At 60.3% G+C, this 17,527-nt stretch carries 17 protein-coding genes; 10 read left to right on the top strand and 7 right to left on the bottom strand.

The features are described from left to right. From J7447_RS24940 to J7447_RS24930, 3 genes are all read right to left on the bottom strand, one after another. The gene (locus J7447_RS24940) at positions 1–867 is read right to left on the bottom strand and encodes a carbohydrate ABC transporter permease (protein ID WP_031269448.1); all 867 of its coding nucleotides are present in this window, start codon (positions 865–867) and stop codon (positions 1–3) included. A gap of 2 nt (positions 868–869) precedes the next feature. Beyond that, entirely contained in the window at positions 870–1,766 is an 897-nt protein-coding gene (locus tag J7447_RS24935) for a sugar ABC transporter permease (protein ID WP_152507923.1), read from the bottom strand. A 108-nt stretch (positions 1,767–1,874) separates the two neighbouring features. After that, positions 1,875–3,191, bottom strand: a complete 1,317-nt coding sequence (locus J7447_RS24930; protein WP_023001322.1) for a sugar ABC transporter substrate-binding protein — start codon at positions 3,189–3,191, stop codon at positions 1,875–1,877. Between the two features lie 176 nt (positions 3,192–3,367). Between J7447_RS24930 and J7447_RS24925 the strand changes: the two genes are divergently transcribed. Next, positions 3,368–4,150 (top strand): IclR family transcriptional regulator, encoded by a 783-nt coding sequence (locus tag J7447_RS24925; RefSeq protein ID WP_023001321.1) that lies wholly within the window; start codon positions 3,368–3,370, stop codon positions 4,148–4,150. Positions 4,151–4,215: 65 nt separating this feature from the next. Beyond that, positions 4,216–5,052: an amidohydrolase gene (locus J7447_RS24920; RefSeq protein WP_209171277.1), complete on the top strand. Its 837-nt coding sequence runs from the start codon at positions 4,216–4,218 to the stop codon at positions 5,050–5,052. A 76-nt stretch (positions 5,053–5,128) separates the two neighbouring features. Here J7447_RS24920 and J7447_RS24915 read toward each other — a convergent pair whose 3' ends face one another. The 4 genes from J7447_RS24915 to J7447_RS24900 all read right to left on the bottom strand — a co-directional run bounded on the left by J7447_RS24915 (position 5,129) and on the right by J7447_RS24900 (position 8,975). After that, the gene (locus J7447_RS24915) at positions 5,129–6,265 is read right to left on the bottom strand and encodes a carbohydrate ABC transporter substrate-binding protein (RefSeq protein ID WP_209171276.1); all 1,137 of its coding nucleotides are present in this window, start codon (positions 6,263–6,265) and stop codon (positions 5,129–5,131) included. Next, positions 6,262–7,422, bottom strand: coding sequence for a CaiB/BaiF CoA-transferase family protein (locus J7447_RS24910; protein ID WP_209171275.1), 1,161 nt, complete (start codon positions 7,420–7,422; stop codon positions 6,262–6,264). Before J7447_RS24910 ends, J7447_RS24915 begins: the two co-directional genes overlap by 4 nt. Positions 7,423–7,428: 6 nt before the next feature. Continuing rightward, positions 7,429–7,995, bottom strand: a complete 567-nt coding sequence (locus J7447_RS24905) for a MaoC family dehydratase (protein WP_152507928.1) — start codon at positions 7,993–7,995, stop codon at positions 7,429–7,431. Between the two features lie 518 nt (positions 7,996–8,513). After that, positions 8,514–8,975: a MarR family transcriptional regulator gene (locus tag J7447_RS24900; protein WP_286133830.1), complete on the bottom strand. Its 462-nt coding sequence runs from the start codon at positions 8,973–8,975 to the stop codon at positions 8,514–8,516. A gap of 117 nt (positions 8,976–9,092) precedes the next feature. Here J7447_RS24900 and J7447_RS24895 point away from each other — a divergent pair, with 117 nt between their 5' ends. Genes J7447_RS24895 through J7447_RS24860 form a run of 8 tightly spaced genes read left to right on the top strand, consistent with a single transcriptional unit; the run spans position 9,093 to position 17,366 of the window. Then, complete coding sequence (locus J7447_RS24895; protein ID WP_209171274.1) at positions 9,093–10,025, top strand: PDR/VanB family oxidoreductase; 933 nt, start codon at positions 9,093–9,095, stop codon at positions 10,023–10,025. A gap of 27 nt (positions 10,026–10,052) precedes the next feature. Further along, positions 10,053–11,363: an aromatic ring-hydroxylating dioxygenase subunit alpha gene (locus J7447_RS24890; RefSeq protein ID WP_023001314.1), complete on the top strand. Its 1,311-nt coding sequence runs from the start codon at positions 10,053–10,055 to the stop codon at positions 11,361–11,363. Then, the gene (locus J7447_RS24885) at positions 11,363–11,836 is read left to right on the top strand and encodes an aromatic-ring-hydroxylating dioxygenase subunit beta (RefSeq protein ID WP_023001313.1); all 474 of its coding nucleotides are present in this window, start codon (positions 11,363–11,365) and stop codon (positions 11,834–11,836) included. The genes J7447_RS24890 and J7447_RS24885 overlap by 1 nt, the downstream gene beginning before the upstream one ends. Continuing rightward, the gene (locus J7447_RS24880) at positions 11,833–13,446 is read left to right on the top strand and encodes an AMP-binding protein (RefSeq protein ID WP_209171273.1); all 1,614 of its coding nucleotides are present in this window, start codon (positions 11,833–11,835) and stop codon (positions 13,444–13,446) included. The genes J7447_RS24885 and J7447_RS24880 overlap by 4 nt, the downstream gene beginning before the upstream one ends. Further along, the gene (locus J7447_RS24875) at positions 13,446–14,621 is read left to right on the top strand and encodes a thiolase family protein (protein ID WP_152507933.1); all 1,176 of its coding nucleotides are present in this window, start codon (positions 13,446–13,448) and stop codon (positions 14,619–14,621) included. The genes J7447_RS24880 and J7447_RS24875 overlap by 1 nt, the downstream gene beginning before the upstream one ends. Next, the gene (locus J7447_RS24870; protein ID WP_209171272.1) at positions 14,618–15,874 is read left to right on the top strand and encodes an SDR family NAD(P)-dependent oxidoreductase; all 1,257 of its coding nucleotides are present in this window, start codon (positions 14,618–14,620) and stop codon (positions 15,872–15,874) included. The genes J7447_RS24875 and J7447_RS24870 overlap by 4 nt, the downstream gene beginning before the upstream one ends. Beyond that, a complete protein-coding gene (locus J7447_RS24865; protein ID WP_209171271.1) occupies positions 15,871–16,644 on the top strand; it encodes a cyclase family protein in 774 nt (257 codons plus the stop codon). The genes J7447_RS24870 and J7447_RS24865 overlap by 4 nt, the downstream gene beginning before the upstream one ends. Further along, positions 16,641–17,366, top strand: a complete 726-nt coding sequence (locus tag J7447_RS24860) for an SDR family oxidoreductase (protein ID WP_077294511.1) — start codon at positions 16,641–16,643, stop codon at positions 17,364–17,366. The genes J7447_RS24865 and J7447_RS24860 overlap by 4 nt, the downstream gene beginning before the upstream one ends. Positions 17,367–17,527: the final 161 nt, after the last annotated feature.

Here is a 17,527-nt window from a genome sequence, read left to right as displayed (position 1 = left end):
CTATCCCTTCACTGCGCCGGAGGTGAGGCCGGAGACGAGGTGTTTTTGTACGATGAATGTCAGGGTGAGTGCCGGAATGATCATGACCACGGCCAGCGCGCACATGCCCCGCCAGTCGATGGTGAATTCGGCGGTGTAATCCAGCAGACCGACCGGCAGCGTCTTGGAATTGGTCGACCGGGTGAGCTGGGATGCCAGCGCGAATTCGTTCCAGGAAATCAGGAAGGCGAAGATGCCGGCGGAGGCGATGCCTGAACGCGCCAGCGGAAATTCAACCTGCCAGAAGGCTTGCCACCGGGTGCAGCCGTCGATCTGGGCCGCTTCCGCAAGATCCCGGGGGACCTGTCGGAAGAAACCGTCGATCAGCCAGACCGTGAAGGGCACGTTGAGTGCCACATAGGCAAGGATCAGACCGAAGTGGGTGTCGATGATGCCGATCTTGGCATAGACGAAGAACAGCGGCAGTGACAGCGCAATGCCTGGTACGGTCCGCGTAAGCATGAAGCCGAGGAAAATGGCCGACTTGCCGCGGAACCGGTAGCGCGCAAACGCGTAACCACCGGCCATGCCGACCGCCAGGGCAATCACGGTCGAGGTGACCGAGATGATCAGTGAATTGCGGAAATACTCCAGCACCGGAATGCCGCCCTGGCCAACGCCGGAGAACATTGCCACATAGGCGTCGAACGACAGCTCGCGCGGGATCCAGACCGGCGGTTTGGCCATGATCTCGACCGTCGGGCGGAGCGAGGAAAGAACGATCCAGACCCCCGGCAGACAGATGATCGTCATGGCGAGGAACAGTCCGATCAGGTGGCCGGCCTTCAGGAAACGGCCCTTGAGGCGATGTGCGGTATTCTCGTCCATGATCACCACTCCGCGCCGATCTGCTGGCGGGCCTTCGCGAGTTGCCGGAAGAACACCGCCGTGAACAGGATTGAAAGAAGAATGGCGATGTAGGCCATGGCATTGGCCAGCCCCATGCGCGCGTCGGAATAGGCGGTGCGGGCAATCATTGTCCAGAGGATCTCGGTACGCCCGGCAGGGCCGCCATCGGTCATGATCTTGACGATGTCATAGGCGCGCGCGATGTCGAGTGAGCGGATGGTCATGGCGATATAGGCAAAGGGCATGATGAAGGGCCAGGTGACATAGCGGAAGCTCTGCCACGAGGTGCACCCGTCCACCTTGGCCGCTTCCAGCGGCTCGCGCGGCATGGCCATCAGGCCCGCCAGAATGAAGATCGCGAAGACCGCGGTGGACGACCAGATTTCCGCGATCAGGATGGAAATGAAGGCAAGCTGGCCGTCGATCAGCCAGGGAATGGCGATATCCGTGAGCCCGAGCGATTGCAGGGCGTTGTTCACGACGCCAATGTTGTCGTTGAACATGAACTTGAACTGGAAGCCGACCAGAACCGGCGAGAACATCATGGGAAACATCATGATGGTGCGCAGGATCCGCTGTCCGCGTGTGGCCTTTTCAACAAGCAGCGCCAGGCCGAGGCCGAGCAGCATTTCCAGGTTGAGCGCGAAGGTCAGCAGCAGCACCGTGCGGCCGAAGGCGATCCAGAAATCCATGTCCGTCAGAAGCCGCACGTAGTTGCGGAAGCCGATGAACGTATAGATCGTGTCCGGCCGGGTCAGGCGGAACGGCGTGAAACTTGAATACAGTGACAACAGGAGTGGCACGACCACCACTGCCGCCAGGACGATAAACGCCGGCAGCAGCAGAAGCACATGCGGCGCGGGCTTCCAGCCTCTCATTCTATCCTCATATCGTTTTACGAAAGGAGCTAGCCGACCCGCGAATGTCGCGCGCGGGAAACCCGGCGGGATCAGGCGCGGCAGGGCCGCGCCTGTCCTTGAGCGAGCTTAGAGCTCTCCGGCATCCTGCAGGATTTCGGTGGCCTCGGCCGCTGCATCGTCAAGTGCCTGCTGGGGCGTCTTGTCGCCGAGAATGGCAGCCTGAAGCTGCGGATAGACCGCGTTGGAGATCTCGATCCAGGAGGGAGACTGAGGAACCGGGTAAGCGCCTTTGGCGGCTTCCTGGAAGGCCTGCAGAACTTCCTTGCGGAACGGGTCGTCGGAGGCTTCCGCGATTACCCAGTCCCAGACGGCGTCGCGCGTCGGCAACGGTCCGCCGGCTGCTTCCTGCTTCTGGCTGTCCTCATTGGTCAGGAACCAGACGAGGGAAGCTGCGGCTTCCTTGTTCTCGCAGTTTTCGGTGACGGAGAAACCGTGATGTCCCGACCATCCGGTCCGGGCACCCGAGGAGCCCTTGGGCGGTGCAACGACACCGACATCCCCGGCCACCTTGGAAGCACCCGGATCGTTGAAGAAGCCTGCCCAGCCCGGCCAGTCCAGGTTGATGGCAACCGTGCCGGAAGCAAAGCCCTGGCCCAGGTCGTCCCAGAGATAGTTGGTCGTACCGGCGGGAACGGCTTTCGCTTTGTAGAGATCCACGAACCAGTTGAGCGCACGCACACCGGCTTCCGAATTGAACGCAGGCTTGCCATCGGCATCCAGGTATTCGCCACCTTCCGCGCGCAGCATTTCATAGAAACGGCCGTTGATGGCCTCTTCCTTGCCAGCAAATTGCGTGCCGTAGAAGTCCGGCGGATTGGCGAAGAACTCGGCCTGATCGGTCACCTGCTGCCAGGTGTCCGGCGGCGTCAGGTCGTAGCCGTATTTTTCCTTGAACTTCGCCTTGTTGTCTTCGTCCGCATAAAGGCTCTTCTGGTAATAGAGCGCGGAAACATCGAACTGGGCGCGCGGCAGCATCACCAGCTTGCCGTCAAGCGTCGAGGCGGAGATGTTGGCATCGACGAAGGCGTCGATTTCTTCCTTCGGCAGCAGTGCTGCAAGGTCGGTGTAGATGCCCGGATACTGGGGCGCGAAGGATGAGTGGTTCGAACCCACACACCAGTTCAACGCACCCACGGCGATGTCCGACTTGATCTCCTTGTCGAGGTCGAAGTGGTTCTTCTTGGAGATGACGTTGACCTTGGCCCCCGTCGCCGCCTCCCATTCGCCGATGCGCGCATAGAGCTTTTCGTACTGCTGGCCACCGATCAGCTTGGCATCGATCGTGACCCCGTCAAACTTGCCCGGCAGATCCTGCGCGAGCGCAGAGCCAACGGCAAAAAGAGCGATAACGCCGGCGGACGCGCCGGCCAATAGATTTTTCATGAGCCTCCTCCCGAGACTTTCAAAGAAGGCGGGTGCCCGCCCAAACAACTCACTAATGAGTGGTTCATTTATATACAAACATGCTCTTCATTTATGGTCAAGCTGCTCCAGCGCATTCTTGTTTGTTTTTCGAGAAGGGTGTGCGTATATGAATATTGCACTTCACGGAGAAAAGTATGGAACAGGAAGAGGATCGATACCGGGCGCCCGCCCTCGACAAGGGGCTCGATATTCTTGAACTTCTTGCAGGCATTGACGGCGGATTGACCCAGGCGGAGATCGCCAAGCATCTCGGCCGCAGCCCCAACGAATTCTACCGCATGCTGGACCGGTTGGTGCGTCGGGGTTACGTCACAAGGATCGACGGTGACCGCTACTCGCTGACGCTCAAGCTCTTCGGTCTGGCGCAGTCCCATGCGCCAGTCCGCCGTCTTGTTTCCTTTGCAACGCCCTTCATGCGAGACCTTGCGGAAAAGACGCTCCAGGCAAACCAGCTCTCCGTCTTCGACCGTGGATCGGTTGTCGTCGTCGCGCAGCAGGAGGCGCCGAGCTACTGGGGGATCTCAATCCGCGTCGGCTCGAATATTTCGCTCTACGACACCGGATCCGGTCACGTTCTTCTGGCCTTCAGGCCACAAGAGGAACGTCTGATGATGATCAACGAATATTCCCGTAGCACCGAACATCCGACCGTCGAGAAGGAGTTCTTCGACCGGCTCGACCAGATTTCGGAACGCGGCTACGAAATGATGCCGAGCCTCCAGACTGCCGGTGTCTACAACCTGTCCGCTCCGATCCTGAGCCCGGACGGACGGGCCATCGCGGCGCTGACTGTTCCTTTCATCACGCTTGTGAACACCCCGCAGGCCCCCGACATCACCGGGACGTTGGAACTTCTGACCAGGACCGCGCGACAGTTGTCGGAACTGACCGGAACGGACGGCAAATCGGCCGAATAAATTCTTATTTGAATAATCTATTTTCCTGTGGAAGGATTGTCCGGCTATTTGCGAGGAGGAGCAGCATGATCGTCGACACCCATCTTCATGTCATAGACCGGTCGGCTCTGGACTATCCGTGGCTGGCGGGTGTCGAACCGCTCAATCGGGACTGGACATATGAGACCTATGCCCGTGATGCGCGGCGCGCAGGCATTTCGACCACGCTTCATATGGAGGTCGATGTCGCTGAACCCCTCATCGAAGCTGAGACAGGGTATGTCGGCACTCTGGCAAACCGGCCCGACAGCCTCATCAAGGGGGCAATTGCCTCTTGTCGTCCCGAGGGCGAAGACTTTGCAGCCTATCTGGAGCGGCAGCAGGCAAATGAGCTTGTGAAGGGTTTCCGGCGTGTGTTGCACGTCATGCCGGACGAGTTGTCCGATCAGCCTTTATTCCGGGAAAACCTGAAGCGCCTTGGCGGCACGCGCTTCACCTTCGACCTCTGCGTCCTGCCCCGCCAGCTTGAGCGGGCAATGGAGCTTGTCGATCTGGCTCCCGACGTCACCTTCATACTGGATCATTGCGGTGTACCGGATATCGCCGCCGACGAACGCCAGCCCTGGCAGGAGCGGGTTGCGGAACTCGCAAAACGCCCCAATGTCTGCGCCAAGGTCTCCGGGATCGTAGCCTATGCCGATCCTGAAAGCTGGATTGCCGAGACCCTGCGCCCCTGGGCCGAGCACACCATTCAGGCATTCGGCTGGGACCGTGTTGTCTGGGGCAGTGACTGGCCGGTCTGCACGCTCGGTGGCGGCTTGCTGGCATGGGTTGCTGCGACCCACGCCCTGCTGGAAGACGTCAGCGAGGATGAGCGTACAAAGCTGCTGTCCGGAAACGCAAAACGTATCTGGCAGCTTTGACCAACTGAACCGCGCCCCCAATGTGATTGGAGGCGCGTTTGGACGGTTGTCCGCAGACGTATTGTCTTGGAAGGGCTTACTCAAAACTCCCGGCGAAAAGCGCATTGATGTCGCCGATGACGGATTGCGCTGTCTCACCACCTTGCAGGCCCAGGTTCAGCCGTTCTGATGCTGCTGCCTGAAAGGCCATGTAGCCCTTGTGGCGCGGACGGACCCAGGCGTTGTCCAGGGTCCGGCGGGTGTTGCGGTAAAAGCCATTTGTCGCTTCATTGACGGTCTCGTCAGACCAGCCGTCCGCATGACCAGGCTGGCCACCGGCAGCTGCAAAAGGCCCGCGCTGCACTGGGCCACTTGCAATCCAGAGAGCGAAGTCCGCAGCCTTCGAGACATGGTTCGAAAACGCGGAAACGGCAATGCCGGTGCCGCCAAGTGCGGAGCCCGTCGGGCCGTTGTCGCCGGCAGCAGGGATATCGGCAAAGGACAGGCGTTTCGGCCTGAAGCCTTCGATACCGTAGTTGACGTAGCCGTAGATCAGGGGAACACAGGTAATCGGGCTGTCCGTCTTGCACATCTCCTCAAAGACCGCGATCGGATCCATGCCATAGCACCGGTCAGGAACGTGTCGCATCAGGTGCGAGATCAGCTCATAGACCGGTGCGCCGTTCTCAACCGAAACAAGCTCGCCCGGTCCTGTCGTCGTGCAGGGTGTTCCAAGGTTTGCCGACAGGGTGAAGAAGGTCATCAGCGAATGGGGCGGGCGCATCGGGATCAGCACCTTGCCCGCTTCCGCCAGTTCAAGGACTTCATCGAAGCGTGTGGGTGCCGCGCGGACGAGGTCTGACCGATAGGCCTGGATCTGCGCGGCGGCGTCGATCGGATAGGCCCACTGGTGGCCCTCCCAGAAATAGCTTTCATAAGAACCGCCGACACTGCCATTGGCGACGGCCTGCCGGTTTTGCGGGTCCCCGTGTCTGTCGAGTGGAGCGAGACAGTTCTGCGTGGTGATTTCGCCAACGTGCGGATGGTCGATGACGATCAGATCATACTGGCGCGCGAGATCTTCGACCGGGTAGGATTCGAAGTCCTGAAGCGAGCGCTTGCCCCAGTCTATCCCGACGCCCGTCTGCTCTTCCCAGAGCTTCGAGCAGGCAACCATGGGCTCGTAGCCGCGCGGGTGGCTCCAGGTCATTCCTTTCAGGCGAACGGCGCTCATAGGCCGAACTCCTTTTCGATCGCAGCCGTGTGTTCGCCCACACGCGGTGCAGCCCGGGCAATTTTCGGACGGGCGCCGTTCACTCTCAACGGGGAGCGGGTTGTCAGGATCGAGACATTGTCTTCACGCTCGACGCGCTGCAGCAGGTCCAGTCCGTTGAACCCTTCGCTTTCCAGCAGGCTGTCCCAATCGAGCACCGGCGCACACCAGATGTCGGCGGGTTCGAAAACGGACATCCAGTCGTCGACCGTTCGTTCGGCAATCGCACCTGCGATCAGCTTTTTTATCGTCTCGCGTTCGGAAAACCAGACCGCCGGATCGCCGCAATAGGGCTCGAGAGCTTGCAGTTCCATCAGGTCACGCAGTTTCGGGATCGGCGTCATGGCAACCGCAATGTACCCGTCCTTTGCCTCATACACCCCGTAAGGCGCGGAGAGATAGGCATGGGCGTTGCGGAAACCGGACCGTTTCGGCATGCGCCTTCCGTCGTTGAGATAAGTGGTCAGAACCTCGAACTGGAAATCGACCAGCGCTTCGAGAAGGCTGGTCTGGACATGGCTGCCCTTGCCGGTAACACCGCGTCGCACGAGGCCTGCAAGAAGGCCTTGCGCCAGGGCAGCCCCTGCGAACATGTCGCCGACGGCAAGTCCCATCGGTACCGGGCCGTCACCATCGTTGCCGCTGAGCCACATGAGGCCCGAGCGGGCCTGGGCAAGCAGGTCCTGCCCTGGGCGGGCAACCCATGGGCCGTCTTCCCCGTAACCGCTGATCGAGCCGTAGACCAGACCCGGATTGATTGCCCGTACGGTCTCGAAGTCGAGGCCCAGTCGTTCGATCACGCCCGGCCGGAAATTCTGGACCAGCACGTCGGCCTTGGCGATCAGGCGCTTGAGACGGTCTATGTCCTCCGGCTTCTTCAAGTCGACGGCGAGGCTTTCCTTGCCGCGGTTGATGGCGTGAAAGATGGTCGAATCCCCGCCGATTTCCGTGTCGCTCAGATAGAGGCTGCGCGACAGGTCTCCGGAGCCCGGCCGTTCGATCTTGATAACGCGCGCGCCAAGATCCTGCAGGCGCAAGGTGGCATAGGGACCGGAGAGAAACTGGCTCATGTCGAGCACGGTGATCCCGGCGAGCGGTAGTTCTGAAGTGGAGTTCATGTCGGTTCAGGCCCGGTTTTCAGGTTCTGTCCGGTCCGCATGGGCGGCCGGATTGCGGTATTTCACGGTTTGCAGATGCTCGCAGTAGAGGACGAGTTCCCCTGCCCCCTTGAAGACTTCGTAGGACGCCCGAATGAGGCCCATCTCTTCGTATTTCGGCTTCTTGTCGAGGTTTGTCCGGACCGTATAGATCGTGTCGCCAATGAAGACCGGCTTGATGAAGCGCAGCTTGTCGTAGCCATAGGAAAACGCGTTGACGCAGTTCGTGGCGACAAGGCCGAGGCCTGCGGAGAAGACGAACGCTCCGGCAACCAGTCTCTTGCCGAAGACCCCTTCCGTTTCTGCGAACATCTGGTCCTGCACATAAGGGTGAATGTCGACGACCAGCGTGTTGAAGAGGTGGCTTTCGCCTTCGGCGATGGTCCGACGCAGGGAGCGTATGCAATGCCCCGGCTGCCAGTCTTCGTAAAACCAGTTTTCCGAATTCCAGACCGGGATGGCCGCATGCGCCGCCGGCATATCCTTCGGCAGCGTGCTGTCGATCCCGACCGTCGGTGCGAATGACGTTTCCATGGCTCCTCCCAATTTCTTATGTGAATACTATATTCACATATGATTTTTAGAAGCAAGAGCTCTGTTCTTCCCGGTGTATGGCTGGAAGGCGCTAGCGCAGGCCCCGCAGGCCCCGCAGGCCCTGCAGACAATGAGCCAACAGCAAAGAAGCTGCAGCGAGCTGGGTGTGCCGATCCATTCAGGGAATTGTTCGGGTGCGTGCGGGGTTCGTCGGGAATTGAACCGGAAGCGCGGCATCTGTCGTTCGGGCCGAGCTTTCAGCCGGCCATCAACTCAAGGATAAAATGGACTGTTGTGCAGCAGCAGCCAACCGCAACCGGAACTGCAGTGCACGCAGAGCCAGGCGATTGCGGTGGGTTAAGTGGGCAATGGGCAGAATGACAGCCAGGCAAGACGGCTATTGCGGCCATTGGCGTCAAGGCGCTGGCGGGGCTGAAGAAGACGCACCGCGAGACTGCCAGCGATCCTGATGTGCTTTGCCGTCGTCCGTCACAACAAGAACAACCAGTGCCAGACGCCTATTCGTTGGCGCTGTTCCAGCTGTTGAGGGAAGCCAGCAGCCGTTCCAGGGACGGCTTGATCCGGTCCGCATCCGATTGGTTCAAGGCAGACAGCAGGGTTCTTTCGTGTTCCCTTGCCTCTTCGACCACTTCGGAGCTCAGCTTCTGCCCGGCGTCGGTCAGGTGAACGCGGACGCGGCGGCCGTCGCCCTTGTCGCTCTTGCGCACGACCAGACCACGCTTTTCCATCTGATCGACAATACGCGTCATTCTGGATTGCTCCAGAAGGGAGTATTTCGCCAGCTGCGTGATCATCAGTCCGTCCTGATCGTAAAGGCAGGCAAGAACCCGCCATTCCGGAACGCGCAGGCCCAACTCGCGCACACGGAGGTGAAACTGGTGGCTTGCCGCTTCGCTTGATGCTGCCAGCAGGTACAGCAGGTAAGAAGAAACGAATTTTTCCGGCGTCAGGGTCAACACCCCCTCCAACTATGCACCTGTTTTCAAAGTGTCATTTATCCCGGACAGATCGGGAAAAAAAGAGGCTTGACTCATTTTATATGAAATTTCATATTTTTTACAGGAGGAGGCATTGCGGTGAAACTTGTTCTTGAAGGTGTAGAACCGGAAACCGATCAGATTCGTGTTTTCAGGTTTCGGGCGGAAGCCGGCGGGTCATTGCCGGGCTATGAGCCCGGTGCGCATGTCAAATTCGATCTCGGCCCTCTGGGCGAACGGGAGTACTCCCTGATCGACTGGCCGGAGACTGATGACCTCTATACGGTCGCGGTTCAGCGGGAAGAGAGCGGCCAGGGGGGCTCCAAGGCCATGCATGCCCTGAGCGCAGGCCAAACAATCTCCGTCAGAGAACCGAAGAACGACTTCCCGCTTGCCGAAGATGCTCCGCACGTCCTGCTTCTGGCCGGGGGCATCGGCATCACGCCGCTCATTTCGATGGCGACCCGGCTAAAATCGCAGGACCGGTCTTTCGAGCTGCATTATTCTGCACGTTCGGCTGCGCGGATGGGTTTTGCCGACAAGCTGAAGAACGCTTTCGGTGACAGTGCCCGTTTTTACCTTGACGACACGGACCCACTCGATCTGGCCGCACTGATGAAAGCCCAGCCCTCCGGAACGCATCTTTATATCTGCGGCCCGAAGGGAATGATCGATGCCGCACGCGCTGCCGCGACCGCAGCCGGACTGGCGGAAGAGGCCGTTCATGTTGAACTCTTCACCGCCCCCCAGGCGCAGTCCGGCGATGCGGCATTCGAGGTGGAGGTACACAGCACGGGACAGGTTGTGACAGTCGCCCCGGACCAGACCATCATCCAGGCACTGGAAGATGCCGGCCTCGACGTCATGTATGACTGTCAGCGCGGCGACTGCGGCATCTGCCAGACGGATGTGATCAGCGGTACACCCGATCACCGCGACGTCGTGCTGTCGGATGCCGAAAAGGCATCGGGAAAGGTCATGCAGATTTGTGTCAGCCGCGCGAAATCCGCGCGACTTGTCCTCGATCTTTAGGGTTTCGCATTCCAGGGAGGAGCCAGCATGCAAACGGCCAGCCAAATCGCCGCTCTGTTCACGGGGCCGCAGGTGCATCGGGACGTCTACACGAGCCCGGAAATCTACAAGCTGGAAATGCAGCATCTGTTCGCAAACACTTGGGTGTTTGTCGGCCATGACAGCCAGACCCCAAACAAGGGTGACTATTTCACCACGCAGATCGGCGACCAGCCTGTCATCCAGGTGCGTCACTCCGATGGCGAAATTCACGTTCTTTACAATCGCTGCCCGCACAAGGGCACCAAGATCGCGATCGACCGGGAAGGCAACACGGGCAAGTTCTTCCGGTGCCCTTATCACGCCTGGTCGTTCAAGACGGACGGCTGCCTGCTCGCGATCCCGCTGAAGAAGGGGTACGAGAACACCGGCTTCGAAAACACCGAGAATGCCAAGGGCATGACGGCTGTCGGAGCGGTGCGGAACTATCGCGGTTTCGTCTTTGCCCGCCTGGCTGCCGAAGGCATCAGCTTCGAGGATTACTTCGGCGACAGCCTGAGTTCCATCGACAACATGGTCGACCGCTCGCCGGAAGGACGGCTTGAGATCGCCGGTCCGCCGCTGCGCTACATGCACAAGTGCAATTGGAAGATGCTGGTCGAAAACCAGACCGACACTTGCCACCCGATGGTCGCCCACGAAAGCTCCGCCGGAACCGCTGTGAACATCTGGAAGGAGATGGGCAACCCAGAACCGCGTCCGCCCGCGATGGAGATCATCGCGCCCTTCATGTCGCCCTACGAGTTCTTCGAGAACATGGGCATTCGTACCTGGCCGAACGGGCACGGGCATACCGGCGTGCATCACTCGATCCATTCCGACTATTCCGCGATACCTGGCTATTTCGAGGCCTTGAGCGAAACCCACGGCGAGGAGCGCGCGAAGGAAATTCTCGGCGAGAACCGGCATAACACCGTCTATTTCCCGAATATCATGATCAAGGGCCCGATCCAGCAGCTGCGCAATTTCATTCCGCTGGGGCCCGACAAGACACTGGTCGAAAGCTACATCTACCGTCTGGTCGGGGCGCCGGACGAACTTCTGGCGCGCACCGCCATGTACAACCGGATGATCAACGCTCCGACATCGATGGTCGGCCACGACGATCTGGAAATGTACGAACGCGCGCAGGAGGGCCTCATGTCCAACGGCATGGAATGGGTCAACGTTCAGCGCCTCAGAACCGAAGAGGAAGACTTTGGCGAGGAGGCCGTGGAAAACGGCACCACGGAACGGCAGATGCGCAACCAGTTCGATGCCTGGGTGAAATTCATGACAGCTACGATGGAGAATGCGTGATGGCGGTTTCCAGGGAAGAGGTCATCGACTTCATCTATGACGAAGCAAGAATGCTGGACGAGGGCCGCTACAGTGAATGGCTGTCGTTGTGGCTGGAAGACGGCCACTACTGGATGCCGCTCGACTACAAGCAGACCGATCCGCATCTGGTGACATCCCTGCTCTACGAGGACATGTTCATGCTGCGCTTGCGCGTGGAACGGCTGAACGGGGCCAGAACCTTCAGCCAGAAGCCCAAGAGCCGTTGTCACCATGTCATCCAGCGGCCCTTCATCGACAAGATGGACGGGGATAGGATCGTCACCAACACATCCATGCATTATGTCGAAACGCGCCTGGACGAGCAGTTCCTGCTGGCGCTGACGGCAACGCACGAACTGAAGGTGGTCGATGGCGAGATCAGGATCGCCAACAAGCGGGTCGACATCCTCAATTGCGACGCCGCCTTCGGCAATATTCAGTTGCTGCCATGACAGCCATGACAGTTGAAACAGTTTATGAGGCCTTTGCTGCAACAGCGGAGAAATTTCCGGACCGGCCGTTTCTGAACGTTTTGCTCGGCACTGCAGACATCTACGGCATACCGCCCGGCGAGTTGACATATGGCACCGCGCGCCAGGAAGTCGACGCGCTTGCGCGGGACTTGATGCAGGCTGGCTATGGTGAAGGCATGCGTGTTGCCCTGCTTCTGGAAAACCGGCCCACGTTCTTCCTGCATTGGCTCGCGGTAAACCGGATCGGCGGCTCCGTTGTGCCGGTCAATCCGGACCTGAGAGCTGCGGAGCTTGAATATCTCATCGGCCACTCCGAACCGGCGTTGGTCATATCGATCGAAGACCGCCACAAGGAACTTGAGGCCGCCGTTGCCGCTGCCGGCATCAAGGCGGCCGTGATTGCCCCCGGCGACCCGGTCCCCGGGCCGCGCGACCAGGCAGTCACCGCCCGGCCGCTGGAAGGCGAGGCCCGCGAGGCGGCTATCCTCTACACCTCGGGCACGACCGGCAAACCGAAGGGCTGCGTCCTTCCCAACACGTATTTCCTGCTTGCGGGCCGCTGGTATGCCGGTGTCGGCGGACTGGCAACGCTGACGGAGGACGGCGAGCGCATGATCACGCCCCTGCCCGTCTTCCATATGAACGCAATGGCCTATTCCTTTATGGCGATGGTCATGGTTGGCGGGTGTCTTACCGTTCTGGATCGCTTTCACCCGCGTGCGTGGTGGCAGGACGTTGCCGCGTCCCGGGCAACCTGTCTGCATTACCTGGGCGTGATGCCGTCCATGCTGATGGGGTTCGACCCTTCCCCTGAAGAACGTGCGCATCAGGTTCGCTTCGGCTTTGGCGCAGGCGTCGACCCGAAGCTGCAGATTGCCTTCGAGGACCGTTTCGGCTTTCCGCTGGTTGAAGCCTGGGCGATGACGGAAACCGGTGCCGGGGCAGTAATCGCCGCCTCGGGTGAAGACCGGCTGGTGGCCCAGGCAAGCATCGGCAAGCCAGGCGCGGGCGTCGAATGCCGGCTTGTCGACGACAATGGCAAGGAGGCGGTTCAGGGTGAATTGCTGGTACGCCACGCGGGGCCGGATCCGCGCTACGGTTTCTTCTCGGAATACTACAAGGACGCGGCCGCGACGGATGAGGCCTGGAAAGACGGCTGGTTCCATACCGGCGACATCGTCCGCCAGGGCAAAGACGGCAACCTGTTTTTTGTCGACCGCAAGAAAAACGTCATCCGGCGGTCGGGCGAGAACATCGCCGCCGTGGAGGTGGAATCGATCCTGATGCGCCATCCCGACATCGAGGCGGCCGGTATTGCCCCTGTGCCCGACCCGGTGCGCGGCGACGAGGTGTTTGCCTGCCTGAAAGTGAAGAACCCGAGCCGAGACAAGGCCGAGGCGATCACGCGCTGGTGCCTGGAGCAGATGGCCTATTACAAGGCGCCGGGCTACATCGCCTTTGTCGACAAGCTGCCGTTGACGCCGACCCAGAAGATCCAGCGGGCCGCCTTGAAGGAATTGGCCCTGCAGCTTCTGGACGATCCCGATACAATCGCCACCGGTCACATGAAAAAGCGGCAGGCCAGTTGATGGGGAAACGACAGAGCTATGAGGGCGTTGCGGTCACCGCACCGGTTTCAATTCCCTATCAGCGTTACTCCATCGAAACGGCCCATTGGTGGATCGCAAGCGCGTTGCGCGGATCCCTTCGGGCCGCTGGTTTGAGGCCTGCGGATATTGACGGGTTTTCGGTTGCAAGCTTCACCCTGTTTCCGGATACCGCTGTCGGGCTGACGCAGCATCTGGGCCTGTGCCCCAGGTGGCTGGACAATATTCCGATGGGTGGTGCCAGTGGTGTGGTAGCCCTGCGGAGGGCCGCACGTGCAGTCCAGGCGGGCGACGCGGACATCGTGGCCTGTGTTGCCGGAGACACCAACCACATCGACAGCTTCAGAAATCTGCTGTCGAGCTTTTCCCGCTTTGCCCAGGATGCCTCCTACCCTTACGGATTTGGGGGGCCGAATGCCAATTTCGCGCTTCTGACCGACCGTTACATGCAGGAATATGGCGCGACACGCGCGGATTTCGGCAGGATCTGCGTTGCGCAGCGTGCCAATGCCTTGCGCAATCCGAACGCGCTGATGAAGAAGCCGCTGACGCTTGAGCAATATCTCGACGCCCGCCCGATCGCCGATCCGATTGCCCTGTTCGACTGTGTCATGCCTTGCGCCGGGTCCGAGTGTTTTCTCGTCATGTCCATTGAAGAGGCAGAGCGGCGGAACCTGCCCTATGCCGTGATCGGGGGAACAATCGAGCGCCACAACGCCCATGCCGAGGATCCCGTGCAACTGCGTGGCGGCTGGACGCTCGATGTCGAAGAACTCTACGCCATGGCGGAGTGCTCGCCGGACGACATCGATCTCCTGCAGACCTATGACGATTATCCCGTCATTTCGATGATGCAGATCGAGGATCTCGGTTTCTGCGACAAGGGCGGCGGCCCGGATTTCGTCAGAAACCGGGACCTGACAATTTCCGGAGACTTTCCGCACAACACCTCCGGCGGACAACTGTCTGCCGGTCAGGCCGGGGCAGCGGGTGGTTTCATCGGCCTCGTGGAAGCACTGCGCCAGGTACTGGGTACCGCCGGAGGCACGCAGGTGGCAGATGCGACGACCGCGATGGTTTCAGGCTTCGGCATGATCAATTACGACCGCGGCGTCTGCACGAGTGCGGCCATTGTGAAAACAGGGAGCCCGGCATGAGCACACCGCTTTCCCCTCCCCTCAAGAAAGATCCGCAAAAGCGCACGCAGTCTCCATTACGTCCTCCGGAGGCCCGATCCCGCGCGGCTCTCGGCCTGACCGCGGCTGCGGCGGAAGGCCGTTTCGCTCTTCAGGTCTGTGACGACTGCGGCACGGTGCAATATCCGCCCCGGGATGTTTGCGGAAGCTGCCTGTCGGCGGGGCTGGAATGGCAGGACATCTCGCCGGCGGGCACACTGCTGGCAGAGACCCGGATCCGCACGTCGATCAATCTCTATTTCCGGGAGAGAACGCCCTGGCGCATGGGCTCGGTGCAACTGGATGCCGGTCCCGTGGTCCTGTGCCATGTGCATGGCGACTGCGAGCGCGGCGAGGAAGTTACACTGTTGAACCGCCTGGACGCGTCGGGCCAGGGCGTTTTGCTGGCAGTGCCCAAGGACAGGACAAGCAATATGGAAGACGATCCGCAAATACGTGCCCTTTCAGCCGACCCGAAACACAGGCGCATCCTGATCACGGACCTGCGAAACCCGAACACGCCGGCTCTGGTGACGTCGCTGCTGGAGGCAGGGGCTTCAACCGTCTTTGTCGGCGAGGCCGAAAGCTGGCGTCCGCACGCGAACCGCGATCTCTTGTCCGGGCTTGAAAAGGTCAGCGTGCTGCCGCTTGACGTCACAGACACCGCTTCGGTAGAGCGGCTTGCCGGGGAAATTGGCGGCAAGACGGATATTCTGGTCAACAATGCCCGGTTTCTGCGGCCGGGCGGTGTTCTGGCAAGAGGCGATACTGCCTTCGCGCGTGAGGAAATGGAGACCAATTATCTTGGTCTGATGCGTCTTGCGCAGGCCTTCGGACCGGGCATGTGCGCTCGCACCAACGATGGCGTCAACTCGGCGGTTGCCTGGGTGAATATCCTGTCAGTCTTCGCCCTGTCCAACACACCGGACTTCGGCTGCTTTTCTGCCTCCAACGCTGCTGCCTATTCGCTGTCGCAGTCCCTGCGCGGAGAATTCCGTGCGTCCGGGCTGCGTGTGATGACCGTCTTCACCGGACCGGACGAAGACGACTGGACCCAGCCGGTGCCGCCACCCAAGGTCAATGCAACGGCTCTGGCAAGGTCTGTGGTCACGGGGTTGCAGCAGGGGCTTGAAGACGTGTGGTGCGGTGACGTTGCCATGGAGATACGCGAACGCTGGCGTCGGGACCCGAAAGTCCTGGAACGTGAACTCACGCAAGGGGGAGAAGGCGCATGAGCGGTCTGAACCAGCTGGTCTCCGGCCTTGCCACCGGAGCCGTCAGGATTGTGGATCTGACCCACACGCTCGATCCGGACTTTCCGGTGATTGTGCTGCCGCCCGAGTTCGGTCAGTGCGCGCGTTTCCGGATGGAGGAAATCAGCGCCTACGATCACCGTGGTCCGGCATGGAAATGGCACAACATTTCCATGAGCGAGCACACAGGCACCCATTTCGATGCGCCCTCGCACTGGATTTCCGGAAAGGACGTGCCGAATGGCTCGGTCGATGAGATCCCGGTCGAGGCTTTTGTCGGGCCTGTGGTGGTAATCGATTGTTCGAAAGGCGCTTCGGAGAACGACGACTTCGAACTGACGCCCGAGATCATCGCAAATTGGGAATGCGACCATGGCCGCATTCCGGAAGATGCCTGGGTGCTGATGCGCACCGACTGGTCCAAGCGCAGAGGCGCCGACTATCTGAACATGCGCGCCGACGGACCGCATTCGCCCGGGCCGACGCCGGAGGCGATCCGGTTTCTGATCGAAGAGCGGAACATCCGCGGCTTCGGTACCGAGACCGTCGGAACGGATGCAGGCCAGGGCGCGCACTACGTGCCGCCCTACCCCGCTCACTACTTTCTGCATGGTGCGGGAAAATACGGCCTGCAATGCCTGGCCAATCTGGATCAGCTGCCCGCGACAGGTGCCGTGCTGATTGCGGCTCCCCTGAAAATCAAGAATGGAACCGGCAGCCCGCTTCGGGTTCTGGCGATGGTGACGGAATGAGTGAATTTACGGCAGTCGTTACCGGCGGCAACAAGGGGATTGGTGCCGATCTGGTCGAAAGGCTTCTCGGTCAGGGCTACACGGTGGTGTCGGTCGCACGAACCGCACCGGAAAAGTCTCACCCGAACCTGCACTCGGTGGAAGCCGACCTTCTCGATGCACAAGCCGTGGCCGCTGCCGCCGGCACGATCGCGGCGGAGTTCGACGTCACTCATCTGATCCATAATGCAGGGCTCATCTGGCCCAACCTTGTCGAGGATGCCAAGCCCGAAGACATCACCGGCCTTGCGCAGTTGCACCTGGGATCGGCTTTAACACTCCTGCAGGCGGCCTTGCCAAACATGAAGGCGCGCCAGTTCGGCCGTGTCATGTTCAACGCCTCACGGGCGGCGCTCGGCGCACCGACCCGAACCGCCTACAGTGCCAGCAAGGCCGGCATGATCGGTATGGCGCGCACCTGGGCCCTGGAGCTTGCCCCACATGGCATCACCGTCAACGTGGTCGCCCCCGGCCCGATCCTGACCGACAACTTCTGGGGCATCGTCGAAAAGGACAGCCCGCAACAGGAAGCCCTCGCCAAACGCATCCCGGTCGGACGCATCGGCAACGTCCGGGACGTTACCAATGCCTTCCTGTTCTTCTGCGATCCGGAAAACAGCTTCGTGACCGGACAGACGCTTTATGTCTGCGGCGGCGCGAGCGTCGGAACCCTGACGATCTAGTGTGGTGAATTTGAAATACGCCTCATTGGTGCTGCAACCGCCAGAGCGTATTTCAAATTCGAAAACCACACTAGAAACATATATTTGCTAGTCACCCTTTTGAATCTGAAGTTCGTTCGGAGCATGCCGGAAATTGAGACGAACTTCAGATTCGGGTGACT

Origin of the sequence: Labrenzia sp. R5_0 (assembly GCF_017743835.1) — a bacterium.
In the GTDB taxonomy this organism is placed as follows: Bacteria; Pseudomonadota; Alphaproteobacteria; order Rhizobiales; family Stappiaceae; genus Roseibium; species Roseibium algicola.
The sequence above is the reverse complement of the archived record's forward strand: the minus strand, read 5'-3'. Positions and strand labels throughout refer to the sequence as shown.

Coding starts and splice junctions, on each gene's coding strand:
- J7447_RS24920 (WP_209171277.1), top strand. CDS start 4,216: ATGATCGTCGACACCCATCTTCATGTCATAGACCGGTCGGCTCTGGAC.
- J7447_RS24860 (WP_077294511.1), top strand. CDS start 16,641: ATGAGTGAATTTACGGCAGTCGTTACCGGCGGCAACAAGGGGATTGGT.
- J7447_RS24870 (WP_209171272.1), top strand. CDS start 14,618: ATGAGCACACCGCTTTCCCCTCCCCTCAAGAAAGATCCGCAAAAGCGC.
- J7447_RS24880 (WP_209171273.1), top strand. CDS start 11,833: ATGACAGCCATGACAGTTGAAACAGTTTATGAGGCCTTTGCTGCAACA.
- J7447_RS24930 (WP_023001322.1), bottom strand. CDS start 3,191: ATGAAAAATCTATTGGCCGGCGCGTCCGCCGGCGTTATCGCTCTTTTT.
- J7447_RS24890 (WP_023001314.1), top strand. CDS start 10,053: ATGCAAACGGCCAGCCAAATCGCCGCTCTGTTCACGGGGCCGCAGGTG.
- J7447_RS24940 (WP_031269448.1), bottom strand. CDS start 867: ATGGACGAGAATACCGCACATCGCCTCAAGGGCCGTTTCCTGAAGGCC.
- J7447_RS24915 (WP_209171276.1), bottom strand. CDS start 6,265: ATGAGCGCCGTTCGCCTGAAAGGAATGACCTGGAGCCACCCGCGCGGC.
- J7447_RS24865 (WP_209171271.1), top strand. CDS start 15,871: ATGAGCGGTCTGAACCAGCTGGTCTCCGGCCTTGCCACCGGAGCCGTC.
- J7447_RS24910 (WP_209171275.1), bottom strand. CDS start 7,422: ATGAACTCCACTTCAGAACTACCGCTCGCCGGGATCACCGTGCTCGAC.
- J7447_RS24875 (WP_152507933.1), top strand. CDS start 13,446: ATGGGGAAACGACAGAGCTATGAGGGCGTTGCGGTCACCGCACCGGTT.
- J7447_RS24905 (WP_152507928.1), bottom strand. CDS start 7,995: ATGGAAACGTCATTCGCACCGACGGTCGGGATCGACAGCACGCTGCCG.
- J7447_RS24885 (WP_023001313.1), top strand. CDS start 11,363: ATGGCGGTTTCCAGGGAAGAGGTCATCGACTTCATCTATGACGAAGCA.
- J7447_RS24935 (WP_152507923.1), bottom strand. CDS start 1,766: ATGAGAGGCTGGAAGCCCGCGCCGCATGTGCTTCTGCTGCTGCCGGCG.
- J7447_RS24925 (WP_023001321.1), top strand. CDS start 3,368: ATGGAACAGGAAGAGGATCGATACCGGGCGCCCGCCCTCGACAAGGGG.